This window comes from Streptomyces sp. NPDC090442, assembly GCF_044769405.1.
Lineage (GTDB): Bacteria > Actinomycetota > Actinomycetes > Streptomycetales > Streptomycetaceae > Streptomyces.
Genome location: NZ_JBIVXW010000037.1, coordinates 72,476 through 97,857, shown reverse-complemented (window position 1 = coordinate 97,857; position 25,382 = coordinate 72,476). Strand labels below are relative to the sequence as shown.

Here is a 25,382-nt window from a genome sequence, read left to right as displayed (position 1 = left end):
ACGGGAGGGGGCGGGTCGGAGGGGGTGGTAGGCCAGACGTAAAGCGAAGCAGTCTGGCCTACCACCCCCGGAGGCCCGTCACCGCGGCCGACAGCACCGCGCAGCGGACCCGCCCGCCGCAGGCGCCACGGTGGGAAAGTCAACAACGTGGGCAGAGCTCCGCGCAGCGGCTCCGCGCCGCAGGCGCAAACAGCAAGCTCCACGGCGGGGCAGCCGACAACGTGGGCTCAGGCCGCCGCAGGCTCCTGTTCGGCCTCGACCTGGGCGTTCCAGTCGCGCTTGCCGGCCTGCCAGCCGTCCTCGTCGTGGCCGGCGCGCCAGTAGCCGGAGATCGACAACGCCTCGCGCGGGATGGCGTGTTCGACGCGGAGCAGCCGGCGCAGCTCCTTGACGAAGCCCGCCTCGCCGTGCACGAACGCCTGGAGCCGGCCCGGTGGGAAGGTCAAGTCCCGTACGGCGCGGACGAGTTGGTGGCCGACCGGGGCGGCGTCGCGGTACACCCAGGTGATCTCCGTGCCGGGCGGGGTGGCGACCTCCTGCCGCTCCTCGGGGCCGGCGACCTCGACGAAGGCGTGCACCACCGCGCCCGCCGGCATCCGGTGCAGCGCGGCGGCGATGGCCGGCAGGGCGCTCTCGTCGCCGGCCAGCAGGTGCCAGTCGGCGGTCGGGTCGGGGGCGTAGGCGCCGCCCGGGCCGAGGAACATGATCTCGTCGCCCGGCCGGGCGGCCGCCGCCCACGGGCCGGCCAGCCCGCTGTCGCCGTGCACGACGAAGTCCACGGTCAGCTCGCGGGCCTGCGGGTCCCAGGCGCGCACGGTGTAGGTGCGCGTCCGGGGCCACTGGGCGCGCGGCAGTTCGGCCCGGATGTGCGCCATGTCGAACGGTTCGGGATAGCTGACGTCCGGCAGCGGGAAGACCAACTTGACGTAGTGGTCGGTGAATTCGCCGGCGTCGAACGCCGCCAGGCCCTCGCCGCCCAGGACCACGCGCACCATGTGCGGGGTAAGCCGTTCGGTGCGCCGCACCCGGGCGCGGTGCAGTGTGGGCGTGCTGCGGGCCGGTCGCTGAGCTGCCACGGCTTGTCTCCCCTGACGTGGTCGGGGCGGGGCGCGCCCGAGGGGCGACCCTGCCTGTTAGGTATACCTAACCTAACAGCTCACGGCCGGAGCGCGCCCAACAAGCGCTGCAGTGCGCCACCCAGCCCCCACTGGGCGGCCAGCGCCTCCAGCCGCTCCGGATCGGCCGGTTCGACGGGCAGCGCGATCTCGCCGTCCGGGATCGGGACGTCGGTGGCCACCTGGACGACCTTGGGCGCGACGGCGAGGTAGGGCCGCGCCTCGGTGAGCCGCTTGCGTTGGGCCGGGGTGATCTTCGAGGCCGGGTCCTCGGCGGCGGCGATGATGCCGGCCAGGTCGCCGTAGGCGTCCAGCAGCTTCGCGGCGGTCTTCTCGCCGACGCCCGGCACGCCCGGCAGGCCGTCGCTGGGGTCGCCGCGCAGCAGCGCCAGGTCCGCGTAACCGGGGCCGTCCACCCCGTACTTCTCGCGCAGCAGCGCCCCGTCGGTGAGTTGCAGGGTGCCGACGCCCTTGAGCGGGTACAGCACGCGGATGCCGCGGGCGTCGTCGACGAGTTGGAAGAGGTCGCGGTCGCCGGTGACGATGTCGACCGGGCCCTTCGCCCGTGCCGTGAGGGTGCCGATGACGTCGTCGGCCTCGTAGCCGGCCGCGCCGATCCGGGCGATGCCGAGCGCGTCCAGCACCTCCTCGATCACCGGGACCTGCGGGGAGAGGGTGTCCGGGATCTCCTCCTCGTCGGGTCCGGTCGACCCCGCGGGGGCCTCCTCGGCGACCCGGTGCGCCTTGTAGGAGGGGATCAGGTCGACCCGCCACTGGGGGCGCCAGTCGGCGTCCATGCACGCGACCAGGTCGTCGGGGTGGTGGTCCTGGACGAGCCGGGCGATGAAGTCCAGCAGTCCGCGCACCGCGTTCACCGGGGTGCCGTCCGGGGCCTTGACCGATTCCGGTACCCCGAAATAGGCACGGAAGTACAGAGAGGCGGTGTCGAGGAGCATCAGGCGTCGAGTCACACACCGCATGATGCCGTATGCCCCAAACGTCGCCCCGGTGTGAGCTAACTCACCGTTGCGTTTGAGCCGGATAAAGCCGGGCAGGCGCGCAGCCGGAGCGGACCCGGTTGCGGTTTCAACATCTCGCCGGTGAAGACGAGCCGAACTCGTCCCGCACCACGACCTGCCAGCGGGGGCGGCGGGTCGTTTCTCGTGCGACAAGAGAGGTATATGTGTCCAGGCTGCAAGCCGAGCACTTGTACAAGGTGTTCGGCAGACGACCCGAGGATGCGGTGCGCAAACTCCAGGCGGGTGCCGGCCGCGAGGAGTTGCGGGCCGATGGCACCACCGCCGCGGTGATCGACGCCTCCATCGAGGTGGACGAGGGCCAGATCTTCGTCGTCATGGGTCTGTCCGGATCCGGCAAGTCCACGCTGCTGCGCATGCTCAACGGCCTGCTGGAGCCGACCGCGGGCAGCGTCCGCTTCGACGGCCAGGACCTCACCTCGCTCACGCCCAAGGAACTGCGCGCCGTCCGCTCCCGGAAGATATCCATGGTCTTCCAGCACTTCGCGCTCTTCCCGCACCGCAGCGTGCTGGAGAACGCCGCCTACGGCCTGGAGGTCCAGGGCGTGGCGCGCGCCGAGCGGGAGTGGCGCGCCACCGAGGCGCTGGAGCTCGCCGGGTTGAAGGGCTGGGAGAAGTCCTGGCCGGACGAGCTCTCCGGCGGCATGCAGCAGCGCGTCGGCCTGGCCCGCGCGCTGGCCACCGACGCCGATCTGCTGCTGATGGACGAGTCCTTCAGCGCGCTCGACCCGCTGATCCGCCGCGACATGCAGGACCAGCTTCTGGAGCTGCAGAAGACGCTGAAGAAGACCATCGTCTTCATCACCCACGACCTCAACGAGGCGATGCGGCTCGGCGACCAGATCGCCGTGATGCGCGACGGCCGGATCGTCCAGACCGGCAGCGCCGAGGACATCCTGGTCCGGCCCGCCAACGACTACGTCGCCTCCTTCATCCAGGACGTCGACCGCAGTCGGGTGCTGACCGCCGGCGCGGTGATGACGGACGTCGACTCCGTGCTGGGCGACGCCGCCCCGGGCGGGACCGAGTTGGCCACCGCCGCCGCCTTCCGGGCCGCCGCGCCCGCCACCGTCGGCGTGGACACCCCGCTCGCCGACCTCTTCACCGCCTGCTCGACCAGCGCCGTACCGGTCGCGGTCACCGACGAGCGCGGCGAACTCGCCGGCGCGGTCACCGCGGAGCGGCTGCTCGCCGTCCTGGGCGAGCCGAGCCTCCCGGCCCCGGCGCCGACCGTGCCCGTACCGGCCGCCGCCGACAAGGCCGAGGGCACGGTGACCGCCGATGCCTAGGATCCAGATCGGTAGCTGGGCCAACGACGCCGTCAACTGGCTGCGGGACAACCTCGACTGGCTGTTCCAGCTCATCACCACGGTGCTGAACGGCCTCTACAACGCCATCCACACCGTCCTCGCGGCGCCCCAACCGCTGGTCCTCGCCGGCATCCTGGCGGTGCTCGCCTGGTGGCTGCGCGGACTGCCGGCCGCGGTCCTCACCTTCCTCGGCTTCGCGCTGATCGACTCCATCCAACAGTGGGGCCCGACCGTCGAGTCGCTCTCGCTGGTCCTGGTGGCCTGCCTGATCACCGTCGTGGTCGCGGTGCCGCTGGGCATCTGGGCGGCCCGCAGCCGGGTCGTCGGCGGCATCCTGCGCCCGGTGCTGGACCTGATGCAGACCATGCCGGCGATGGTCTACCTCATCCCCGGCATCCTCTTCTTCGGCCTCGGTGTCGTCCCCGGCATCGTCGCCACCATCGTCTTCTCCATGCCGCCCGCGGTGCGGATGACCGAGCTCGGCATCCGGCAGGTCGACGGGGAACTGGTCGAGGCGGCCGAGGCGTTCGGCACCCACCCGCGGCGCACCCTGCTCCGGGTCCAGCTCCCGCTCGCGCTGCCGACGATCATGGCCGGTATCAACCAGGTCATCATGCTCGCGCTCTCCATGGTCGTGATCGCCGGCATGGTCGGTGGCGGCGGCCTCGGCGCGTCCGTCTACAACGCCATCAGCTCGGTCAACGTCGCCCTGGGCGCCGAGGCCGGCCTCGCGGTGGTCATCCTCGCCATGTACCTGGACCGGATGACCGGCGCCCTCAACCAGCGGGTCTCGCCGCTCGGCCGGCGGGCGCTGGCCAAGGCGCAGGCGGCGCTGGGCGGTTGGAAGTTCCTCCAGTGGCGGCCCGCGACCTCGGTCGCCATGGTCGGCGTCGTCGTGCTGGCGCTGCTGGCCGGCGGGATGAGCTACCTGAACAACAACGGCTCCGGCGCGTCCGGCGGCAACGGCAAGCCGATCACCCTCGGCTACGTCAACTGGGACGAGGGCAAGGCCACCACGTACCTCTGGAAGGAGATCCTGGAGCAGCGCGGCTACAAGCCCAAGGTCCAGGCCCTGGAGGCCGGTCCGCTCTTCGCCGGGCAGGCCCGCGGCGACATCGACGTGCAGACCAACGCCTGGCTGCCGGTCACCCACGCCGAGTACTGGAAGAAGTACAAGGACCAGCTGGAGGACCTCGGCACCTGGTACGACAAGACCTCGCTGGAGATCGCGGTCCCGTCCTACGTCAAGGACGTCAAGACCCTCGACGATCTCAAGGGCAGGAGTGCCGAGTTCGGCGGCAAGATCACCGGCATCGAGCCGGGCGCCGGCGAGATGAAGATCCTCAAGGACAAGGTCCTGGGCGCCTACGGGCTGGGCGGCGAGTACAAGGTGCAGGAGTCCAGCACCGCCTCCATGCTCAGCGAGCTCGACCGGGCCGTCCACAACAAGAAGCCGATCGCGGTCACCCTGTGGTCCCCGCACTGGGCGTACGACAAGTACCAGCTCACCAAGCTCAAGGACCCCAAGGGCGCCTTCGGTTCCGGCGACGGCCTGCACATGCTGGGCCGCAAGGGCTTCGCCAAGGACATGCCCGAGGTCGCGAAGTGGATGAAGAACTTCCACCTCGACGAGAAGCAGCTCACCAGCCTGGAGAACGACATCAAGTCGGCCGGTGAGGGGCACGAGCAGGACGGCGTCCGGAGCTGGCTGAAGAAGAACCCCGGCCTCGTCGAGAAGATCGCGCCGTCCGCGCACGCCACCTACGCCAAGGGCGCGGACGCCGGCAAGTCCCCCAACATCGGCTACCCGGCGTGGGACGAGGGCATCGCCACCGCCTACCTGTGGAAGAACGTCCTGGAGAAGCGCGGCTACCAGCCCAACCTGCGCAACCTCGACGTCGGACCGATGTGGACCGGCCTGTCCACCGGCCAGATCGACGTGGAGACCGACGCCTGGCTGCCGGTCGCCCAGAAACAGTACTGGGACAAGTACAAGGACGATCTGGTCGACGTCGGGGCCTGGTACGACAAGACCTCGCTGGAGATCGCGGTCCCGTCGTACGTCAAGGACGTCAAGTCCATGGACGATCTGCGGGCGCACAAGGACGAGTTCAAGGGCAAGATCATCGGCATCGAGCCGGGCACCGGTGAGATGCAGCGGCTGAAGAGCACCGTGCTGCCCGCCTACGGCCTGTCGGACTTCGAGGTCACCTCGGCCGGCACCAGCGCGATGCTCGCCGAGCTGGACCGGGCCTACCACAACCGCGAGCCGGTCGCGGTCGTGCTGTGGTCGCCGCACTGGGCCTACAGCAAGTACCAGCTCACCAAGCTGGCCGACCCCAAGGGCACGTGGGGCGCCAACAACCAGATCAAGTCGCTCGGCCACAAGAGCTTCCCGAAGAAGTTCCCGGAGTTCTACGGCTGGCTGAAGAACTGGAAGATGACGCCCGACGAGCTCGGCAGCCTGGAGCAGGACATCCAGGACGCGGGGAAGGGGAACGAGGACAAGGGCGTCCAGAAGTGGATCGACGGGCATCCGGGGATCGTTGATCGGATGGCGCCCGTGAAGTAGGGCGCTGGTTTCCGCCCACGTTGTCGGCCGCCCCGCCGGGGGGTGTGGTCTGCGCCTGCGGCGCGGTGCCGCTGCGCGGGGCTCCTGGGTGCGGGGACGGGCCTCCGGGGCCGGTGTGCAGGACTGCTTCGCTCGACGTCCTGCACGCCGGCCCCTGCGGCCCGTCCCCTCCCGTTTGGTGGGTGGGATTCCGGTGGGTCGGGGGTGCGGTGGGTGGTTCGGTGCCCCAATGAGGGTGAGGTGGGGCGAGGTTGGGCCTACCGTGGGGGCATGGGGCTGCGTGTGGTGTCTTTGGTGCCTTCGTTGACGGAGGCGGTGGCGGTGAGTGCGCCCGGGGTGGTGGTGGGGGCCACGGACTGGTGCAGTCATCCGGTGGGGCTGGATGTCGTGCGGGTCGGGGGGACCAAGAATCCCGATGTCGGGCGGATCGTGGGGTTGGGTCCGGATGTGGTGATCGCCAACGAGGAGGAGAACCGGACGGTCGACCTGGAGGCGTTGCGGGCCGCGGGGTTGCGGGTCCTGGTGACCGAGGTGCGGTCGTTGGAGCAGGCGTTCGCCGAGTTGGCGCGGGTGTTGGTGGAGGGGTGCGGGCTGGCGCGGCCGGCCTGGTTGGACGCGGCGGAGGACGCCTGGCGGGCGGTGCCGGTTCCGGTGGCGGAGCGGACCGCGGTGGTGCCGGTGTGGCGGCGGCCGTGGATGGTGGTGGGGCGGGACACGTTCGCCGGGGACCTGTTGCGGCGGCTCGGGGTGCACAACGTGTACGCGGAGCACGAGGAGCGGTATCCGCGGATCGCGTTGGGCGAGCTCAACGCCGTCGGGGCGGATCTGGTGGTGTTGCCGGACGAGCCCTACCGGTTTGCCGAGGACGACGGGCCCGAGGCGTTTTTGAGGGTGCCCGCGGCGTTGGTCAGTGGGCGTCATCTGACGTGGTACGGGCCGTCGTTGGTGCGGGCGCCGCAGGTGTTGGCGGCGGCGCTGGCCGAGTCGGCGTGGGTGCGGCGGTCCGGTTCGTGAGTCAGGCCGTGGTCGGCTTGGGCGGGGCGAGCAGGCGGCCGCGGGCCAGGCCGTGGGCGGTGCGGGTGCCGGTCACCGCGACGGCCGCGACGAGGGCGGCGAAGAGGGCCACCGCGAGCCAGGTGTAGGCGGTCAGGCCGGTGTGGCGGGCCAGGCCGGCGGCGCCGGTGACGCAGGTGCCGACGGGGAAGGTGAAGCCCCACCAGGTCATCGCGAAGCCCATGCCGCGGCGGGCGGCGCGGACCACCAGGGCCGTGGCGAGGGCCAGCCAGAGGAGGGCGAAGCCCAGCACCGGGACCCCGTAGAGCACCGCGAAGGCGGCCATGGCGTGCGCGGTGGACGGGGGGACGACGCCGACGGCGGCGTCGGCGAGGTTGTTCACGGCGGTGGTGGACTGGCCCAGCGGGCCGAGGACGAGGAAGAGGGTCGGGGTGAGGGCCAGGGGCAGCGGGCCGTGGTGGAAGAGGCGGCCCAGGATCATGGGGAGGACGGCCAGGGTCATCAGGAGGGACATCCCGAAGAGCGCGTAGCAGGCCAGGAGGAGCGCCTTCTGCGGCTGGCCGGCGGGCAGGTGGGGGATCAGGGCCGGGCCCAGGGCGGCCGACACCATGGGGGCGACCAGGGGCAGCAGCCAGACCGGGGAGGCGCTGCCCTCGGTGATCCTGTGCCGGGCCACCATCAGGTACGGGATGCCGGCGGCGGTGGCCAGCCCGACCAGGGTTCCCGCGGTCCACAGCACGGCGTCGGCGGCCACCGCGGCGGGGGTCCCGATGACGTCCCGGCCGACCGCGAGGGTGCCGCCGCCGACCGCCAGCAGCGCCATCGCCAGGCATCCGTAGAACGGGGCGACGGTCGGGTCGAGCAGGTGGCGGCGGGCCTGGTCGCGGTGGCGGGCCCAGTGGACGGCGCGCGCGGTCAGCAGGGTGAGCAGCAGCAGCGCGGACAGCGCCCAGACCACCTGGTAGGCGGCGCGGAGGCCGGGGGCGGTGAGCGGCAGCGTCGCGCCGGCGTTGGCGACGATCGCGGTGCCCATCACGGCGGCGTACCAGTTGGGGCCGAGATGGCGCACCGAGGCGGGGCCGGGGGACGGAGCGGGGGTGCCGGTGGCGGGGTTCCTGGGCGGGGCCTGGGCTACTGAGGACATGGCACAACGGTCGCCGGTCCGGTCCGCGCCGACCAGGGATCTTGTCTCTATGAGGGCATAAGGTGGGGTTATGAGTGGCGAGACGAAGGAGTGGGCCGGGGCGCCGGATGACGGGGTTCCGCTGCACCACCGGGTGCCGGACCTCGGGGCGCTGGAGCTGCTGCTCGCCGTCGCCCGGCTCGGCAGCCTGGGCCGGGCGGCGCGGGTGATGGGCATCACCCAGCCCGCCGCGAGCAGTCGGATCCGGTCCATGGAGCGGCAGTTGGGGGTGGCGCTGGTCGAACGGTCGCCGCGCGGTTCGCGGTTGACCGACGCGGGGGCGCTGGTCACCGACTGGGCGCGACGGGTGGTGGAGGCCGCCGAGGCGTTCGACGCGGGCACCCAGGCGCTGCGCGGGCGGCGCGATTCCCGGTTGCGGGTCGCGGCCAGCATGACCATCGCCGAGTACCTGCTGCCCGGTTGGCTGATCGCGCTGCGCGCGCAGCGCCCGGGGACGGCGGTGTCGCTGCTGGCGGGGAACTCCCGCGTGGTCGCCGAGCGGCTGCTGGCCGGCGAGGCCGACCTCGGCTTCGTGGAGGGGCTGGACGTCCCGGCGGGGCTGGACGAGGTGGTCGTCGGGCGCGACCGGCTGGTCGTGGTGGCAGCCCCGTCCCACCCGTGGGCCCGGCGCCGCACCGGGCTGACCGCCGCCGAACTGGCCGCGACGCCGCTGATCCTGCGGGAGCGCGGCTCGGGCACCCGGCAGGTGCTGGACGCGGCGCTGGCCGGGACCGGGGGGCTGGCCGCGCCGCTGCTGGAGCTCGCCTCGACCACCGCGGTGAAGTCCGCGGTGGTCAGCGAGGCGGCCCCGTCCGTGCTGAGCGAGCTGGCGGTGCGGGAGGAGCTGACCGCCGGCCGGCTGGTGGCCGTCCCGGTGCGCGGGCTCGAACTCGCCCGCGAGCTGCGGGCGGTGTGGCCCACGGGCCAGCGGCCGGTGGGGCCGGCGCGCGATCTGTTGGGGCTGACGCGGCGGGGGGCCTGAACGGCCGCCCCGCCGGCGCTCACACCCCGGCCGTGGTCGTCCCCCGGGCCGCCGTCACCAGGGCCTCCATCACACGGGTGTCGTCGCCGGCCTCCGGATGCCACTGGACGGCCAGGGTGAGGGCCGGCGCGTTCGGGAGCTCCAGCGCCTCGATGGTGCCGTCCTCCGCGTACGCCGAGACCACCAGCCCGCGGCCCAGGCGGTCCACGGCCTGGTGGTGGTAGGTCGGCACGGCCACCGGCTCGGGCAGTGCCGCGCTCAGCAGCGTGCCGGGCACCGCCGCGATCTCGTGCCGGCCGAAGACCCCGGGCGGGCCGACGTGCCCTTCGAGGTGCTGGACGAGGGTGCCGCCGAGCGCCACGTTCAGCAGTTGCAGGCCCCGGCAGATACCCAACAGCGGCACCCGGGCCGCCAACGCCGCCTCGATCAGGGCCAGTTCCCAGGCGTCCCGGTCCAGGGCGGGCGGCCCGGTGCGGGGGTGCGGCTCGGCCCCGTAGCGGGCCGGGGAGACGTCCGCGCCGCCGGCGATCACCAGCCCGTCCAGCCGGGCGACGGTCGCCGCGGCGGTCTCCGGGGCGCCGGGCGGCAGCATGGCGGGCAGCCCGCCCGAGCGCTGCACCAGGCGCGGATAGCCGGCCGGCAGCAGGGCCGCGGGCAGCGCCCACACTCCCCACCGGGCCTCTTCCTGGTAGGTGCTGATGCCGATCAGCGGGGGCTGCGGCTGGGGCGGCGTGGGCATCAGGGGGCTCCTCCGTACGGTGTGGGGCGCTGCGGGTGGTGCTGGGGGTCGCCTGCGGGGCGGGGTGAACCGGCCCTAGCCGCGTTCGAGTTCGGCCTCGGCGGCGGCCAGGGCCGCGAACTCCTCCTCGGGCGCGGCCGCCACCAGTCGGTGGCGGGAGTAGAGGGCGAAGTAGGCCAGGGCGAGGCCGTAGACGGCGAGCGCGATCAGTGCGGCCTCCTTGTCGACGAGGAAGGTCGCCACCAGCGCCGAGCAGGCCAGCACGAAGGCCACGCCGGAGGTCAGCATGCCGCCCGGGGTGCGGTACGGGCGGTGCAGGCCGGGCTCGCGGCGGCGCAGCACGAGGTGGGAAAGGGCCATCAGGGCATAGGAGATGGTGGCGCCGAAGACCGCGACGTTGAGCATCCGGGCGCCGTCGCCGGTGGCCGCGGCCAGTCCGAAGCCCAGCGCGCCGGGGACCAGCAGGCCGAGGTAGGGCGCCTTGCGGCGGCTGGTCAGGGAGAGGAAGCGGGGCAGGTAGCCGGCCCGGGAGAGCGCGAAGAGCTGCCGGGAGCCGGCGAAGATGAGGGAGAAGAAGGACGCCACCAGGCCGGCCAGGCCGGCGTAGTTGACGATCCGGCTGACCGTGGTCGGGGTGCCGTGCGGCTGGAGCGCCTGGACCAGCGGGTCGCCGACGGACTGGATCGCGGCCGAGCCACGCGCGCCGGTGGCCGCGGTGAAGGTGATCAGCGCGAGGAGCAGCAGCACGCCCATCGCGGCCGCCATCGCCCGCGGCAGCGTACGCGCCGGGTCCCTGGTCTCCTCGGCCGCCAGCGGGACGCCCTCCACGCCCAGGAAGAACCACATCCCGAACGGGAACGCCGCCCAGATCCCCAGCACCCCGAACGGCAGCCACGAACTCGCCCCGAAGGCATCGGACTTGACCGGGATGTCGTTGAGCGCGTCGACGTGGAAGTCGCTGAGCGCGGCGAGCGCGAAGACCAGCAGCGCGGCGACCGCGATCGCGGTGACCACCAGGCTGAACCGCAGCGCCTCGCCCACGCCCCACAGGTGGATCCCGATGAAGAGCACGAAACAGGCGAGGTAGACGGGCCAACTGGAGTGCAGTCCGAACAGGCCCAGCGATTCGACGTAGTCGCCGATGAAGATCGAGATCGCGGCCGGCGCCAGCACGTACTCGATCAGGATCGCGGTGCCGGTCAGGAAGCCGCCCCAGGTGCCCAGCGCCCGCCGGGCGAAGCCGTACCCGCCGCCCGCGGTGGGCAGGATCGAGGCCAACTCGGCCAGCGCGAAGACCAGGCAGGTGTACATCAGCCCCATCAGGACCGCGGCGATCGCCAGGCCGCCGAAGCCGCCGTGCGCCAGCCCGTTGTTCCAGCCCGAGAAGTCGCCGGAGACGACGTAGGCGACGCCGAGTCCGGTCAGCAGCAGCGGGCCGGCGCTGCCGCGGCGCAGCGTCCGCCGCTCCAGATAGGCGTCGCCGCCCGGGGGCCCGCCGTCGGGGGACGCGGCGGACGGCGCGCGGGTGCTGTCGGCATGGGTGCTGTCGGCCATGAGCCGCTCCTGCCTCGCGGGGGACAACCGGAGTAAAGGTTTAGCCGCATACCTTTGTCGCCCCGGTGGCTCTGCGCAAGACCCGTGCGGGAAAGACCGGCGACATCGGGCGCAAAAGGGGCGTCACGGCGCCGGCGAGGACAGGAAGCCGCGCAGCAGGGCCGCGGTGCCGCAGCAGTGCTCCCGCATCACCTCGCGCGCGCCGTCCGCGTCGCCCTCCAGCACCGCCTCCACCAGCGCGGCGTGCTGGGTCTGCGAGTGCTCCAAGTTCCGCACCAGCAGCGGGATGCAGTCCAGCAGGTCGTTGACGCCGGCCCGGACTCCGGCGTACTGGGCGGCCAGTGACGGCGACCCGGACAGCTCCGCCAGCGTCAGGTGCAGCAGGGTGTCCCGCCGCCGGTAGTCGGCCAGCGGCGCGTCCTCGGTGGCGGCCAGCGCCGCCCGCAGCCGCCCCGCCTGCTCGTCCGACAGCCCGTGCGCCGCGCACAGCCCGGCCGCGCCGACCTCCAACACCTCCCGGAAGCGCAGGATGTCCTCGACGTCGGTCCGGTCGACCCGGCGCCGCAGCTCGGCCTCGCCCGGGCTGTCGGTGCGCATCCGCACGAACGTGCCGCCGTACCGGCCGCGCCGGCTCTCCACCAGCCCCTCGTCCTGGAGCACCTTGAGGACCTCGCGCAGGGTGACCCGGCTGATCTGCAGCCGCTCCGCCAACTCCCGCTCGGCCGGCAGGCGTTCGCCCTGCGGCACCAGCCCGAGCCGGACGATCTGGAGTATCTGCTCCAGCGCCTCCTCGAAGCCGTTGCCCGCCCGGACCGGCCGCAGCACCGGCGCCAGCCGATCGGCCGCAGCGTCCATCGGAACCCCTTCCCAATCAATGGTTCGTGTGCCTACCTTATGGGCTCCGGATGCAGCGACAGGAGGCACCACCGTGGCAGACCGCAGGCCCCCGCTCTCCGTCGAGGAGCTCACCGCCCTCGTCGACAACGGGGAGATCGACACTGTCGTCCTCGCCTTCACCGACATGCAAGGCAGGCTCCAGGGCAAGCGGTTCGCCGCCCGCTACTTCCTCGACACCGTCCTCGACCACGGCACAGAGGGCTGCAACTACCTCCTCGCCGTCGACGTCGACCTGAACACCGTCGACGGCTACGCGATGTCCTCCTGGGAGCGCGGCTACGGCGACTTCGCGATGCACGGCGACCCCGCCACCCTCCGCCGTACCCCCTGGAACCCCGGCACCGCCCTGATCACCGCCGACCTCGCCTGGCACGACGGCACCCCGGTCGTCGCCTCGCCCCGGCAGATCCTGCGCCGCCAGCTCGACCGGCTCGCCGAGCGCGGCTGGACCGCCCACGTCGGCACCGAGCTGGAGTTCATGGTCTTCAAGGACAGCTACGAGGACGCCTGGTCCCGCGGCTACCGCGGGATGACCCCGGCCAACCAGTGGAACGGCGACTACTCCGTCCTCGGCACCGGCCGCGTCGAGCCCCTGCTGCGCCGGATCCGCAACGAGATGGGCGCGGCCGGCATGACCGTCGAGTCCGCCAAGGGCGAGTGCAACCTCGGCCAGCACGAGATCGTGTTCGTCTACGACGAGGCGCTCACCACCTGCGACCAGCACAGCGTCTACAAGACCGGCGCCAAGGAGATCGCCGCCCAGGAGGGCATGGCGCTCACCTTCATGCCCAAGTACGACGAGCGCGAGGGCAATTCCTGCCACATCCACCTCTCGCTCCAGGACGAGCAGGGCCGCCCGGTGCTGGCCGACGACGCCGGCCCCCACGGCATGTCGCGCACCATGCGGCACTTCCTCGCCGGCCAACTCGCCGCGCTGCGCGACTTCACGCTGCTCTACGCCCCCAACATCAACTCCTACAAGCGGTTCCGCCCCGGCTCCTTCGCCCCCACCGCCGTCGCCTGGGGCCCGGACAACCGCACCTGCGCCCTCCGCGTCGTCGGCCACGGTCGCGGGCACCGCCTGGAGAACCGCCTGCCCGGCGGCGACGTCAACCCCTACCTCGCGGTCGCCGGCATGATCGCGGCCGGCCTGCACGGCATAGACCAGGAGCTCGAACTCCCGGACGCCACCACGGGGAACGCCTACACCAAAGACGCCGCGCACGTCCCGGCCACCCTCCGCGAGGCCGCCGAGCTGTGGGAGCGCAGCACGGTCGCCCGCGCCGCCTTCGGCGACGAGGTCGTCGACCACTACCGCCACATGGCCCGCGTCGAACAGGACGCCTACGACGCCGCCGTCACGGACTGGGAGCGCTTCCGCTCCTTCGAGCGCATGTAAGGAACGCCCGTGCTGCAAGAGCTGACCATCCTCAACCCGGCGACCGAGGAGGTGGTGGCCACCGTCCCCACCACCCCGCCCGCCGAGGTCGACGCGGCCGTCCGCCGGGCCGCCGCCGCCCAGGAAGTCTGGGCCGCACTGGCCCCCGGCGACCGGGCCCGGCTGCTGCGCCGGTTCGCCGACGCCGTCGACGCCCAGATCGAACCGCTGGCCCAACTGGAGCTGCGCGAGGCCGGCCACCCCCTGGGCAACGCCCGCTGGGAGGCGGGCAACGTCCGCGACCTGCTGCACTACGCCGCCGGGGGAGTGGAGCGCCTGACGGGGTATCAGATCCCGGTGCCGGGCGGGCTGAACCTCACCCTCCAGGAACCGCTCGGCGTGGTCGCCGTCATCGCCCCCTGGAACTTCCCGATGCCGATCGCCGCCTGGGGCACCGCCCCCGCCCTCGCGGCCGGCAACGCCGTCCTCCTCAAGCCCGCCGAGACCACCCCGCTCACCGCCCTCCGGCTCGCCGAACTCGCCCTGGAGGCCGGGCTCCCCGAGCACCTCTTCCAGGTCCTGCCCGGCGAGGGCGCGGTCACCGGCAGCGCGCTGGTCGACCACCCCGGCGTCGCCAAGGTCGTCTTCACCGGCTCCACCGCCACCGGCCGCACCATCGCCACGCAGTGCGCCGCGCAGACCAAGCGGCTCACCCTCGAACTCGGCGGCAAGAGCCCCAACATCGTCTTCGCCGACGCCGACCTGGAGGCCGCCGCGGCCGCCGCCCCCGGCTCGTTCCTCGACAACACCGGCCAGGACTGCTGCGCCCGCAGCCGCATCCTGGTCCAACGCAGCGTCTACGACCGCTTCCTGAGCCTGCTGGAGCCCGCGGTCAAGGCGTTCACCGCCGGCGACCCGACCGACCCCGCGACCCAGATGGGCCCGCTGATCTCCGCCGCCCAGCGCGACCGGGTGCGCTCCTACGTCCCCGAGGACGCCCCGGCCGCCATCCGCGGCACGGCCCCCACCGGCAAGGGCTTCTGGTACCCGGCCACCGTCCTGGAGGGCCGCCCCGAGGACCGCACCGCCGTCGAGGAGATCTTCGGACCCGTGGCCGTCGCCATCCCCTTCGACGACGAGGCCGACGCCGTCCGGCTCGCCAACGCCACCGACTACGGCCTGGCCGGCTCCCTGTGGACCCGCGACGTCGGTCGCGCGCTGCGCATGGCGCGCGCCGTCGCCGCCGGCAACCTCTCGGTCAACTCGCACAGCGCGGTGCGCTATTGGACCCCGTTCGGCGGCTTCAAGCAGTCCGGCCTCGGCCGCGAGCTGGGCCCGGACGCGTTGACGCCCTTCACCGAGACCAAGAACGTCTTCCTCGCCACCGAGCCGGCCGGCTCGTGATCCGCACCGCACCCCGCACCGTCACCACCCACTAGGAGAGCCACGTGACCGACCAGACCGCCGTGTGCCGCCGCCTCGTCGGCCGTACCGCCGTGATCACCGGAGCCGGCAGCGGCATCGGCCTGGCCACCGCCCGCCGGTTGGCCTCCGAGGGCGCCCACGTCGTCTGCGCCGACATCGACGAGAAGGCCGGCAAGGCCGCGGCCGAGGAGGTCGCCGGCACCTTCGTCCAGGTCGACGTCACCGACGCGGAGCAGGTCGAGGCGCTCTACAAGACCGCCTACGACACTTACGGTTCGGTGGACATCGCCTTCAACAACGCCGGCATCTCGCCGCCCGACGACGACTCCATCCTGACCACCGGCATCGACGCCTGGAAGCGCGTCCAGGAGGTCAACCTCACCTCGGTCTACCTCTGCTGCAAGCACGCGCTGCCCTACATGCAGCGGCAGTTCGAGCGGACCGGGCGCGGCGGCTCCATCATCAACACCGCCTCCTTCGTGGCCGTGATGGGCGCCGCCACCTCGCAGATCAGCTACACCGCGTCCAAGGGCGGCGTGCTGGCGATGTCCCGCGAACTGGGCGTGCAGTTCGCCCGCGAGGGCATCCGGGTCAACGCGCTCTGCCCGGGGCCGGTCAACACCCCGCTGCTGAAGGAGCTGTTCGCCAAGGACCCGGAGCGGGCCGCGCGCCGCCTGGTGCACGTGCCGGTCGGCCGGTTCGCCGAGCCCGAGGAGATCGCCTCCGCGGTCGCCTTCCTCGCCAGCGACGACTCCTCGTTCGTCAACGCCGCCGAATTCCTCGTCGACGGAGGCATCGCCGGCGCCTATGTGACCCCCCTGTAGGCTTCCATGATCAATATCGGGACCGGCGCCCGCGGGCGCCGGTCCCGCCGTGCTTCCCCCTTGACCACGGAGGACACATGACCGCCCGCCCCCGCCGGCTGCTGGCCCTGGGCCTGGCCGGTGCCGCCGCGCTCGCCGCCCTCACGGCCACCGCGCCCGCCACCGCCGCCACCCCCGCCAAGGTCCCGGCCCGCGCCGACTGCCCGCAGCTCTCCAAGAAGCTGCCCTGGTACGGCGACAACCGCGCCAAGCTCCAGAAGATGATCGACGAGCGCGGCACCTGCTCGGGCCGGCACGGCGGCCCCCGTCCCGTCGCCGCCTTCGACTGGGACAACACCGTCGTCAAGAACGACATCACCGACGCGACCCTGGCCTGGATGCTCCGGCACGACAAGGTGCTCCGGCCCAAGAGCTGGCGGGACACCAGCCCCTGGCTGACCGCCGCCGCCGACCGCGCGCTGACCCGCGCCTGCGGCACCGGCCCCGCCGGCCGCCCGCTGCCCACGTCCACCCGCGCCGCCTGCGCCGACGAGATCATGGAGATCCGCGGCGAGGGGAAGACCATGAGCGGCGCCGCCGCCTTCGCCGGCACCTGGAACCACCGCCGCACGGTCCCCCAGTACGCCTGGGTCCCCCAGCTCTTCGCCGGCCTGAAGCCCGCCACCCTCACCCGGTACGCCCAGCGGGCCCGCGCCGAGAACCTCGCCGCGCCGATCGGCGCCCAACAGACCGTCGGCACCCACAAGATGGCCGGCTACATCCGCTACTACCCGCAGCAGAAGGACCTGATCCGCACGCTGAAGGCCGCCGGCTTCGACGTCTACATCGTCTCCGCGTCCTCCGAGACCCTCGCCGAGGCATGGTCCGGCGGCGTCGGGCTGGACGCCGCGCACACCATCGGCATCCGCAGCCGCCTGCACCACGGCAGGTTCACCACCCGCCTCGCCGGCTGCGGCGACGTCAAGGACGGCCCCGGCGAGGCCATCCCGTACATCGACGGCAAGCGCTGCTTCATCAACCAGGAGATCTACGGCATCAAGGGCGCCGAGGCGTGGCGCAAGCAGGACCCCGCGCACCGCATCGCGCTGGGCGGCGGCGACGCCACCACCGACGTCACCTTCGTCGGCGACGCCACCGGCGCCCACCTGGCCATCAACCGCAACAAGGACGAGCTGATGTGCCGCGGCTACGACGACGCCGACGGCCGCTGGGTGGTCAACCCGATGTTCATCGACCCGCTGCCCGGCAAGTCCGGCGCCTACCCCTGCGCCACCAGGGGTTACACCAACACCGACGGCTCCCTCGGCCCGGTCCGCCGCCCCGACGGCACCGTCGTCGCCGACCAGCGGGACCGCATCCACGGTTGAGCGCACCGCCGGACCACGGGCGAGGCCCGCGCCGTCACAGGAAGGTGCGGCCCTCGCCCCGGTACGTCGGTACCGTCGCCACCACCCGCTCGCCCTCGACCAGGTGCAACTGCGCGAACCGCTCGCACAGTTCGCCCGCCTTGGCGTGCCGGAACCAGACCTTGTCGCCGACCGCCAGCCCGTCCGCCGCCGTCCCCAGCAGCGGCGTCTGCACCTCGCCCGGCCCCTCCTGCGGGTCGTAGCGCAGCCCGGCCGGCAGATACGGCTCCGGCAGCCGGTCCGCGCCGGCCACCCCCGACGCCGGATAGCCGCCCCCCAGCACCGTGACGACCCCGGGCCCGGGGCGTCGCACCACCGGCTGGGCGAACAGCGCCGCCGGACGCCCGTGGAACGACCGGAAGTTGTCGAACAACCGCGGCACGTACAGCCCCGAGCCCGCCGCGATCTCGGTGACCGCCGCCTCCGCCGCGGTGTGCTGCACGCTCCCCGTCCCGCCGCCGTTGACGAACTCCAGCCGCGGCGCCACCTGCCGCACCGCCCGCACGGCCGCCCACCGCCGCTGCGCCAACTCCCGCCGCGCCGCCGCCTGCATCACCCGTATCGTCCGCGAACGCACCGGCCGCCCCGCGACCTCGTCGCCCACCCCCGCCACATGCCCCTCGTAGGCCATCAGCCCCACCAGCCGGAAACCGGGGCGGCGCACCACCGTCCGGGCCAGCGCGGCGAGTTGCTCCGGGTCCCGCACCGGCGACCGCCGGGCCCCGACCCGCACCCGCCCGCCCAACAGCCGGTAGGAGGTGTCCAGTTCCAGACAGATGCGGACCTCCGCGCCGCTGCCCGGACCGCCCGGACGGGCCGCGTCGATCAGATCCAGGTGCGCCGGGTCGTCGGCCATCACCGTCACCGCCGCCGCCGACTCGGGATCGCCGACCAGCTCGGCGAAGCCGGCCCGGTCCGCCGACGGGTACGCCAGCAGCACGTCCGGGAAGCCGGACCGGGCCAGCCACAGCGACTCGGCGAGCGTGAAGCTCATGATCCCGGCGAAGCCGTCGCGCGCCAGCACCCGCTCCAACAGCGCCCGGCAGCGCACCGACTTGCTCGCCACCCGGATCGGCTTCCCCTTCGAACGGCGCACCAGATCGGCGGCGTTGGCGTCGAAGGCGGCCAGATCGACCACGGCCAGCGGCGCGTCGAGGGAGGCGGTGGCCCGGTCGAGCGGGGTCTGGCCGGAGCCGGGCGCCCGGGGAGCCGGGGTGGTGGCGGCATGCGCATCGGTGAAGAGCGGGGACATGGCCGCAGCCTGCCAGACCGCGCTACCCCTGGTAAGGGGACGAACCGCGTCGGAAGTGACGCGGGAGCGCGCGGGGGTTGGAGCGGCGACCCGGCCAGCCCTTAAAGTGGCTCGACACCGCAACCAGCAGGTCAGCGGCGTGTTGTCCGGATACGAACCACCCTGCCCCGATTGCTTGTCGGGTCCGGGGCACACCGTGCGAGGGGGAGCGCTGGTGAGCGCCGACGCCGATTACGCCGATGCGCCGCGCATCCCACCCATACCCCCGCGCCCGCCGCACCGCCCCGCCGGGCCCGCCCCCGACGAGGACCCCAGGACCACCGTCCTGCGCCCGGTCCCCGCCGAACCCGCCGAGCCCCCCGCCACGCGCCGGCCGCTCCCCGCCGAGACCACCCCGGCCCCCGAGCCGCCCCCGGCGCCCGCCGCCCCCGCGCCCAAGCCGCACGCGGCCCCCGCTCCGGCCCCCACCCCACCCCGGCCGACGAACCCGCCGGCCACCCCCCGGGCCACCCCGCCCCGCCCCCGTACGGAGCCGCCCGCCGCCCCGCCGCCGCCCGCCGGCGCCCCCCGCTCGTTCCGCGACACCGCCGCCTTCCACCTCGCCCACAGCGCCGCCCTGTGGGACGAGACCCACGACCGCGCCGCGCACCCCGCGCCACCCCCGCCCGCCGAGCCCCCGCCCGCCCCCGGCCGGCCGTCAACTCCCGCCCGCCCCACCGGAGTCGAAGCGGAACCGCGTCGCCCGCTGGCCGACCGCCTGCCCGGCAACCGGGTCGTGGCCGCGGCCGTCTCCCTGGTCCTCGGCATCGGCCTGATCGCCGGCGCCGCGGCCGGCAGTTGGCTCACCGACACCCCCGCCAAGGGCACCCCGACGCCCGAGGTCGTCTTCGCCAGGGGCCAGGACGCCTGGCGCAACACCCCCGTCGACACCCTCTTCCCGCGCACCGTCGAGGGCCTGGCCGCCGGCCCCGGCGGCGCCGACCGCACCTGGATCCGGATCGCGGTCGCCCCCGACGCCGGCTGCACCCCCGCCGCCGAGGGCCCGCTCGCCAAGGAACTCGCCCCGGCCGGCTGCGCCCGTCTGCTCCGCGCCACCTACGTCGACGCCACCCGCACCGGCGTCATCACCGTCGGCGCCCAGACCACCAAGGCCGACCGGTCCGGAATGATGGACCTCAACGCCCGCTTCAGCACCAACGACCTGGCCACCCGCAGCGCCCTGATGCCGCTGCCGCTGGCCGCCAAGGGCACCGCCGCCGAGGACTTCGGCCCCGCCCAGCGCGCCAGTTGGACGGTCCGGGTCCTCACCGACGTCCCGGTCGTGGTCTACGCGGTCTCCGGCTTCGCCGACGGCCGCGAGGTCGCCGACCCGCAGCCCGCCGACGCCGCCGTCCAACCCGGCACCGCCACCGCCCCCGCGGAGGCCGGCCTCGGCCACGACGCCAAGGGCCTCGCGGACAAGATCAGTACGACCTTCCGCGCCGCGTCCGGCCTCCCCGCGCAGCCCACGGAGCAAGCCCCATGACCACGTCCGTGCTGCGCACCGCGGCCGTCGCCCTGACCTCCGCCGCGCTGGCCGTCCTGCCGTCCCTGCCCGCCCGCGCCGACACCCTCCGCGCCCAGGAATGGGGCCTGGCGGCCATCCACGCCCAGGACGCCTGGGAGACCACCAAGGGCGCCGGCGTCACCGTCGCCGTCCTGGACACCGGCGTGGACGCCGACCACCCCGACCTCAAGGGCCAGGTGCTGCCCCAGAAGGACCTCATCGGCTTCGGCGCCCGCCCCGGCGACGACACCTACGCCCAGCACGGCACCGGCATGGCCAGCGTCATCGCCGGCCACGGCCACGGCGCCGGCCGCTCCGACGGCGTCCTCGGCGTCGCCCCCGAGGCCAGGATCCTGCCCGTCCGCGTGATCCTGGAGGACCACGACCCCGAGCGCCGCCGCGCCCGCGACCAGAAGGCCGGCGCCCTCGCCGACGGCATCCGCTGGGCCGCCGACCACGGCGCCGACGTGATCAACATGTCCCTCGGCGACGACAGCGAGACCGCCCACCCCGACTCCCGCGAGGACGCCGCCATCCAATACGCCCTGGGCAAGGGCATCCCCGTCGTCGCCTCCGCCGGCAACGGCGGCCTCAAGGGCAACCACGTCTCCTACCCCGCGGCCTACCCCGGCGTCATCGCCGCCACCGCCGTCACCCATCTGGACGCCCGCGCGCCCTTCTCCACCCGCCACTGGTACGCCACGGTCAGCGCCCCCGGCTACGACATCCTCATGGCCGACCACGGCACCGGCTACGTCTCCGGCTGGGGCACCAGCCCCGCGGCCGCCTTCGTCTCCGGGGCCGTCGCGCTGATCCGCTCCGCGCACCGCGGTCTCAGCCCGAACCAGATCCGCGATCTGCTCACCAGCACCGCGCAGCACCACCCCGAGGGCGGGCGGGACGACGAGTACGGCGCGGGGCTCATCGATCCGGCCGCCGCGCTGACGGCGGCGGAGCGACTCGCCCCCACACCCCAGAAGCCGGCCCCCGTTGCCTATCCCCACCGGTACTTCGGCCCCGGGCCGGCCGCCGATCCCGACGACGACGCCCCCGTCAACGGGGTCCCGTGGGCACTGGGAGCCATGGGGGCGGGGCTGGTAGGAGTGGCGTTCTTCCTCTGGCGTCGTTCCGTGAAGGGCGGTTGAGACTTCCCCCTCCCGCTGGGGGGCGGTGGGGGGTGGTCTTCGTGGGCGTGGATACGCTCGGCGGGTGGAGAAGAACATTCCGAATCCTGGCTTCGCGGACGACGACGGGTCGGCCGATCCCGTGCTGGCGGCGGCGCTCGCGGCGTACGACGCGGACCGCGGCGCCGAAGGCCCCTTGCTGACCGCGCTGGCGACGGCCCGTGTGCTGGTGCCGGTGGTGGCGGTGCTCGGGGAGGTCGAGACCGGGCCCGACGGGTTGCGGCGGGAGAAGACCAGCGACATGGCGGTGCCGACGCTCAGCGCGCCGGACGGGCGCCGCGCCCTCCCCGCGTTCACGTCCATGGAGACGCTCCAGCGCTGGCGGGCGGACGCCCGGCCGGTCGCGGTCCCCATGCGGCAGGCCCTGCTGGCCGCCTCCCACGAGCAGGCCGACACCGTCGTGATCGACCTGGCCGGACCGGTCACCTACCAGTTGACCGGCGCCGCCCTGCGGGCCCTCGCCGAGGGCCGGACCAGCGCCGACCCGCTCGCCGACCCCGCCGTCACCGAGGCGCTGCGCGCCCTCCTCGACGCCGAGCCCGCGGTCCGCCTCGCGCACCTGACCCCGTCCGCGGAGACCGACGGCACCCTCGCCCTCGGCCTCGCACCCGGCACCGACCCCGCCGCGGTCGCCCAGCGGCTCGCCCAGGCGCTCGCCGGCGACGAGACGCTCCGCGCCCGGCTGGTCCGCGGCCTCGACCTGGCCCTTCTCCCGCCCGGCTCCGACGCCCCGGAGGAGCCCCTCTACCGACGCTGATCCACCGGGACACGACTCCGGCGCCGCCCGCCGCCAACGGGCGGCTTCGTCCCGCGGGCCGCACAATGCGAGGAGAGCTCAAGATCCACGCGAGGAGAGCCCATGGAGACCACGGAGACCCGCACGGTCGCATCCGAATTCCTCGGCACGCTGCTCCTGGTGTTCTTCGCCGTCGGCGCGGCAGTGCTGGCCGGCGAATACATCGGCACCTTCGGCATCGCCCTGGCCTTCGGATTCGTCATGCTGGCACTTGCCTACGCCCTCGGCCCGATCTCGGGCTGCCACATCAACCCCGCGGTGACGCTCGGCGCGCTGCTGGCCAAGCGCATCACGGTCCGCACCGCCGTCGAGTACTGGATCGCGCAGATCCTCGGCGGCATCGTCGGCGCCGCCCTGCTCTTCCTGGTCGCCAAGCAGGTACCGGGCCTGCAGACCCACGGGGCCTTCGGCACCAACGGCTGGGGCGACCGCTCGGCGGTGCACATCAACCTCGGTGGCGCGTTCGTCGCCGAGATCGTGATGACCTTCTTCTTCGTCTTCGTCGTCCTGGGCGTCACCCACAACACGGCGGTGACGGGCTTCGCCGGCCTGGCCATCGGTCTCGCCCTGGGCCTGGTCCACCTCTTCGGCATCCCGTTGGACGGCACCTCGGTGAACCCGGCGCGGACCCTGGGCCCGGCGATCTTCGCGGGCGGCGCGGCCATCACCCAGGTGTGGTTGTTCATCCTCGCGCCACTGATCGGCGGCGCGCTGGCGGCGGTGGTGCACCAGATCACCCACCCGCAAGAGGAGCACGTCGGGACCGCCGGCCGGGCCGCCGGCGAGTCGACCAAGCCGGACGAGCCGGCCTCCGGCGACCGCGTCTGAGTCACGGCCCCCACATACGACGACGAGCCCCGGCCGGGATGCGGCCGGGGCTCGTCGTCGCGGTGCGTCAGCCGTAGACGGGGCCGGTGTACTTCTCGCCGGGGCCCTGGCCGGGCTCGTCCGGGACCACCGACGCCTCGCGGAAGGCGAGTTGGAGCGACTTCAGACCGTCCCGCAGCGGCGCCGCGTGGTACGAGCCGATCTCGGTGGCGCTCGCGGTGACCAGTCCGGCCAGCGCGTGGATCAGCTTGCGGGCCTCGTCCAGGTCCTTGTGGTCCGCGCCCTCCTCGGCGAGACCGAGGTTGACCGCCGCCGAGCTCATCAGGTGCACCGCGACCGTGGTGATCACCTCGACCGCCGGCACCTCCGCGATGTCCCGGGTCATGCTGTCGAAGTCGGGCGCCTGGCCGGCGGTCTCCGCGGCGGCCGGCTGCTGGGGGATCTGCTCGCTCATGTGCTGGGGTTTCACTTCCTGCTGGAGGGGTCGCACTCCAGACTAGGACCCCCGCCCGACGGCCCCGCGCCCGGGAGCGCCCGGGCCCGGGGCGGCCCCGTGCACGGGAGTGGGGTCGCCCTCTTGACTCGTGTATTCTGGTGTTCCGACCGGCCGGACACGTATGTGACCGGCCCACAAGTGGAGGCTCCGATCTCCCACCCGACCGATCTCAGGTTGGCGGGTCAACGGTCTGGCTGCGCCCCGCGGAGACTTCGCGACGGTGCTCCTGATCTCGTGGAGCCCCGCCTGTGTCCCGTCCGGGGCATTTTTCGTGTGCCGGCGCGGTTGGTCACACCGAACAGACGTTACGCGGCAGTCCGCCAGGCCGTCGCGTGGTGCTACCGAGGAGGATCCATCAGCGCCGAGCCCCGCATCAACGACCGGATTCGCGTCCCCGAGGTGCGACTCGTCGGTCCCAGTGGCGAGCAGGTCGGCATTGTGCCGCTTGCCAAGGCCCTGGAGCTTGCGCAGGAGTACGACCTCGACCTGGTCGAGGTGGCGGCGAACGCCCGTCCGCCGGTCTGCAAGCTCATGGACTACGGAAAGTTCAAGTACGAGTCGGCCATGAAGGCCCGTGAGGCGCGCAAGAACCAGGCGCACACGGTCATCAAGGAGATGAAGCTCCGGCCGAAGATCGACCCGCACGACTACGACACCAAGAAGGGTCACGTCGTCCGGTTCCTCAAGCAGGGTGACAAGGTCAAGATCACGATCATGTTCCGTGGTCGCGAGCAGTCCCGCCCCGAGCTGGGCTTCCGACTGCTCCAGCGGCTCGCGGAGGACGTCCAGGACCTCGGCTTCATCGAGTCGAACCCGAAGCAGGACGGCCGGAACATGATCATGGTCCTCGGTCCGCACAAGAAGAAGACCGAGGCGATGGCCGAGGCCCGCGAGGCGCAGGCTGCCCGCAAGGCGGAGCGCCAGGGTGTGGCTCCCGCGGAGCCCGCTGAGGAGCCCGCTGAGGAGCACGCCGAGGCGTGAGCTCTTGGGTGAGCTGTCCCGGATCCAGGCCGGGGCGCCAGCCCCGGAACAATCGACACATCTGACGCTCCCGCATGCCGGTCCCCGCCGGTGGGAGCGCCACTGACGAGGAGAGTACGGCGCATGCCGAAGAACAAGACGCACAGCGGTGCCAGCAAGCGCTTCAAGATCACTGGCTCCGGCAAGGTGCTGCGCGAGCGCGCAGGCAAGCGCCACCTGCTCGAGCACAAGTCGTCCCGCGTGACGCGTCGCCTCACCGGCAACGCCGAGATGGCCCCGGGCGACGCCGCGAAGATCAAGAAGCTTCTCGGCAAGTGAGCCGGGGCGCTCCGCCACGTGAGCGGAGCGCGCCGACCGGACCGGGACCTAACGTCGATTCGGGTCGTGTGACGATCAACCACGGCCCCGCTACAAGGAGTTAACAAGTGGCACGCGTCAAGCGGGCAGTCAACGCCCAGAAGAAGCGCCGGGCGATCCTGGAGCAGGCCAGCGGTTACCGCGGCCAGCGCTCCCGCCTCTACCGCAAGGCCAAGGAGCAGGTCACCCACTCCTTCGTCTACAACTACAACGACCGCAAGAAGCGCAAGGGCGACTTCCGTCAGCTGTGGATCCAGCGCATCAACGCCGCTGCCCGCGCCAACGGCATGACCTACAACCGCTTCATCCAGGGTCTGAAGGCCGCCAACGTCGAGGTGGACCGCAAGATCCTCGCCGACCTGGCCGTGAACGACGGCAACGCGTTCGCCGCGCTGGTCGAGGTCGCGCAGAAGGCGCTGCCGAGCGACGTCAACGCCCCGAAGGCTGCCGCCTGAGGCTCAGCCTGACAGCGTACTGACGTCGGCACGACGTCGGGATTGCGGACC

Annotated in this window: 23 protein-coding genes; 15 read left to right on the top strand and 8 right to left on the bottom strand. The window is 73.1% G+C overall.

Translation table 11 applies throughout. The annotated features are described in order from the left end of the window. Positions 1 to 227 precede the first annotated feature (227 nt). Both ACIQU6_RS25475 and ACIQU6_RS25470 read right to left on the bottom strand, forming a co-directional pair. Positions 228 to 1,076 carry a siderophore-interacting protein gene (locus ACIQU6_RS25475; protein ID WP_403483982.1) on the bottom strand — a complete coding sequence of 283 codons (849 nt, stop codon included), beginning with the start codon at positions 1,074 to 1,076 and terminating at the stop codon, positions 228 to 230. Positions 1,077 to 1,156: 80 nt separating this feature from the next. Beyond that, positions 1,157 to 2,071: a 5'-3' exonuclease H3TH domain-containing protein gene (locus ACIQU6_RS25470; RefSeq protein WP_403483984.1), complete on the bottom strand. Its 915-nt coding sequence runs from the start codon at positions 2,069 to 2,071 to the stop codon at positions 1,157 to 1,159. A gap of 227 nt (positions 2,072 to 2,298) precedes the next feature. On the opposite strand from ACIQU6_RS25470, the gene ACIQU6_RS25465 reads away from it, so the two are divergent. The 3 genes from ACIQU6_RS25465 to ACIQU6_RS25455 all read left to right on the top strand — a co-directional run bounded on the left by ACIQU6_RS25465 (position 2,299) and on the right by ACIQU6_RS25455 (position 7,048). Then, positions 2,299 to 3,441 carry a glycine betaine/L-proline ABC transporter ATP-binding protein gene (locus tag ACIQU6_RS25465; protein WP_403483981.1) on the top strand — a complete coding sequence of 381 codons (1,143 nt, stop codon included), beginning with the start codon at positions 2,299 to 2,301 and terminating at the stop codon, positions 3,439 to 3,441. Next, on the top strand, positions 3,434 to 6,034 hold the full coding sequence (locus ACIQU6_RS25460; protein WP_403483980.1) for an ABC transporter permease/substrate binding protein: 2,601 nt from the start codon (positions 3,434 to 3,436) through the stop codon (positions 6,032 to 6,034). Before ACIQU6_RS25465 ends, ACIQU6_RS25460 begins: the two co-directional genes overlap by 8 nt. Positions 6,035 to 6,304: 270 nt before the next feature. Then, positions 6,305 to 7,048 (top strand): helical backbone metal receptor, encoded by a 744-nt coding sequence (locus ACIQU6_RS25455; protein WP_403483979.1) that lies wholly within the window; start codon positions 6,305 to 6,307, stop codon positions 7,046 to 7,048. A 1-nt stretch (position 7,049) separates the two neighbouring features. Here the strand turns inward: ACIQU6_RS25455 and ACIQU6_RS25450 are convergent, their stop codons facing one another. Further along, positions 7,050 to 8,192 carry a TDT family transporter gene (locus ACIQU6_RS25450; protein ID WP_403483978.1) on the bottom strand — a complete coding sequence of 381 codons (1,143 nt, stop codon included), beginning with the start codon at positions 8,190 to 8,192 and terminating at the stop codon, positions 7,050 to 7,052. Between the two features lie 70 nt (positions 8,193 to 8,262). On the opposite strand from ACIQU6_RS25450, the gene ACIQU6_RS25445 reads away from it, so the two are divergent. Continuing rightward, positions 8,263 to 9,213, top strand: coding sequence for a LysR family transcriptional regulator (locus tag ACIQU6_RS25445; protein WP_403483977.1), 951 nt, complete (start codon positions 8,263 to 8,265; stop codon positions 9,211 to 9,213). 19 nt (positions 9,214 to 9,232) lie between these two features. Here ACIQU6_RS25445 and ACIQU6_RS25440 read toward each other — a convergent pair whose 3' ends face one another. The 3 genes from ACIQU6_RS25440 to ACIQU6_RS25430 all read right to left on the bottom strand — a co-directional run bounded on the left by ACIQU6_RS25440 (position 9,233) and on the right by ACIQU6_RS25430 (position 12,361). Then, the gene (locus ACIQU6_RS25440; protein ID WP_403483976.1) at positions 9,233 to 9,952 is read right to left on the bottom strand and encodes a gamma-glutamyl-gamma-aminobutyrate hydrolase family protein; all 720 of its coding nucleotides are present in this window, start codon (positions 9,950 to 9,952) and stop codon (positions 9,233 to 9,235) included. A gap of 75 nt (positions 9,953 to 10,027) precedes the next feature. After that, positions 10,028 to 11,506, bottom strand: a complete 1,479-nt coding sequence (gene eat, locus ACIQU6_RS25435; RefSeq protein WP_403483975.1) for an ethanolamine permease — start codon at positions 11,504 to 11,506, stop codon at positions 10,028 to 10,030. 123 nt (positions 11,507 to 11,629) lie between these two features. Further along, positions 11,630 to 12,361, bottom strand: a complete 732-nt coding sequence (locus tag ACIQU6_RS25430; RefSeq protein ID WP_403483974.1) for a FadR/GntR family transcriptional regulator — start codon at positions 12,359 to 12,361, stop codon at positions 11,630 to 11,632. Between the two features lie 73 nt (positions 12,362 to 12,434). On the opposite strand from ACIQU6_RS25430, the gene ACIQU6_RS25425 reads away from it, so the two are divergent. The 4 genes from ACIQU6_RS25425 to ACIQU6_RS25410 all read left to right on the top strand — a co-directional run bounded on the left by ACIQU6_RS25425 (position 12,435) and on the right by ACIQU6_RS25410 (position 17,397). Then, positions 12,435 to 13,802 carry a glutamine synthetase family protein gene (locus ACIQU6_RS25425; RefSeq protein WP_403483973.1) on the top strand — a complete coding sequence of 456 codons (1,368 nt, stop codon included), beginning with the start codon at positions 12,435 to 12,437 and terminating at the stop codon, positions 13,800 to 13,802. A gap of 9 nt (positions 13,803 to 13,811) precedes the next feature. Further along, positions 13,812 to 15,185 carry an aldehyde dehydrogenase family protein gene (locus ACIQU6_RS25420; protein ID WP_403483972.1) on the top strand — a complete coding sequence of 458 codons (1,374 nt, stop codon included), beginning with the start codon at positions 13,812 to 13,814 and terminating at the stop codon, positions 15,183 to 15,185. 44 nt (positions 15,186 to 15,229) lie between these two features. Beyond that, positions 15,230 to 16,030: a 3-oxoacyl-ACP reductase gene (locus ACIQU6_RS25415; protein WP_403483971.1), complete on the top strand. Its 801-nt coding sequence runs from the start codon at positions 15,230 to 15,232 to the stop codon at positions 16,028 to 16,030. A gap of 77 nt (positions 16,031 to 16,107) precedes the next feature. Next, entirely contained in the window at positions 16,108 to 17,397 is a 1,290-nt protein-coding gene (locus ACIQU6_RS25410; protein WP_403483970.1) for a haloacid dehalogenase-like hydrolase, read from the top strand. 34 nt (positions 17,398 to 17,431) lie between these two features. Here ACIQU6_RS25410 and ACIQU6_RS25405 read toward each other — a convergent pair whose 3' ends face one another. Then, positions 17,432 to 18,688: an amino acid deaminase/aldolase gene (locus ACIQU6_RS25405; RefSeq protein ID WP_403483969.1), complete on the bottom strand. Its 1,257-nt coding sequence runs from the start codon at positions 18,686 to 18,688 to the stop codon at positions 17,432 to 17,434. A 214-nt stretch (positions 18,689 to 18,902) separates the two neighbouring features. Here ACIQU6_RS25405 and ACIQU6_RS25400 point away from each other — a divergent pair, with 214 nt between their 5' ends. From ACIQU6_RS25400 to ACIQU6_RS25385, 4 genes are all read left to right on the top strand, one after another. After that, positions 18,903 to 20,213: a hypothetical protein gene (locus tag ACIQU6_RS25400; protein ID WP_403483968.1), complete on the top strand. Its 1,311-nt coding sequence runs from the start codon at positions 18,903 to 18,905 to the stop codon at positions 20,211 to 20,213. Then, a complete protein-coding gene (mycP, locus tag ACIQU6_RS25395; RefSeq protein ID WP_403483967.1) occupies positions 20,210 to 21,379 on the top strand; it encodes a type VII secretion-associated serine protease mycosin in 1,170 nt (389 codons plus the stop codon). The genes ACIQU6_RS25400 and mycP overlap by 4 nt, the downstream gene beginning before the upstream one ends. A 64-nt stretch (positions 21,380 to 21,443) precedes the next feature. After that, positions 21,444 to 22,175: an SseB family protein gene (locus ACIQU6_RS25390; protein WP_403483966.1), complete on the top strand. Its 732-nt coding sequence runs from the start codon at positions 21,444 to 21,446 to the stop codon at positions 22,173 to 22,175. Between the two features lie 102 nt (positions 22,176 to 22,277). Then, the gene (locus ACIQU6_RS25385; protein ID WP_403483965.1) at positions 22,278 to 23,042 is read left to right on the top strand and encodes an MIP family channel protein; all 765 of its coding nucleotides are present in this window, start codon (positions 22,278 to 22,280) and stop codon (positions 23,040 to 23,042) included. A gap of 67 nt (positions 23,043 to 23,109) precedes the next feature. Here ACIQU6_RS25385 and ACIQU6_RS25380 read toward each other — a convergent pair whose 3' ends face one another. Continuing rightward, a complete protein-coding gene (locus ACIQU6_RS25380; protein ID WP_403483964.1) occupies positions 23,110 to 23,496 on the bottom strand; it encodes a DUF1844 domain-containing protein in 387 nt (128 codons plus the stop codon). Between the two features lie 327 nt (positions 23,497 to 23,823). Between ACIQU6_RS25380 and infC the strand changes: the two genes are divergently transcribed. From infC to rplT, 3 genes are all read left to right on the top strand, one after another. Next, positions 23,824 to 24,519 carry a translation initiation factor IF-3 gene (infC, locus tag ACIQU6_RS25375; RefSeq protein ID WP_403483963.1) on the top strand — a complete coding sequence of 232 codons (696 nt, stop codon included), beginning with the start codon at positions 23,824 to 23,826 and terminating at the stop codon, positions 24,517 to 24,519. Between the two features lie 123 nt (positions 24,520 to 24,642). Further along, positions 24,643 to 24,837: a 50S ribosomal protein L35 gene (rpmI, locus tag ACIQU6_RS25370; protein ID WP_006607578.1), complete on the top strand. Its 195-nt coding sequence runs from the start codon at positions 24,643 to 24,645 to the stop codon at positions 24,835 to 24,837. 107 nt (positions 24,838 to 24,944) lie between these two features. Further along, positions 24,945 to 25,331 (top strand): 50S ribosomal protein L20, encoded by a 387-nt coding sequence (rplT, locus tag ACIQU6_RS25365; protein ID WP_274916763.1) that lies wholly within the window; start codon positions 24,945 to 24,947, stop codon positions 25,329 to 25,331. Positions 25,332 to 25,382: the final 51 nt, after the last annotated feature.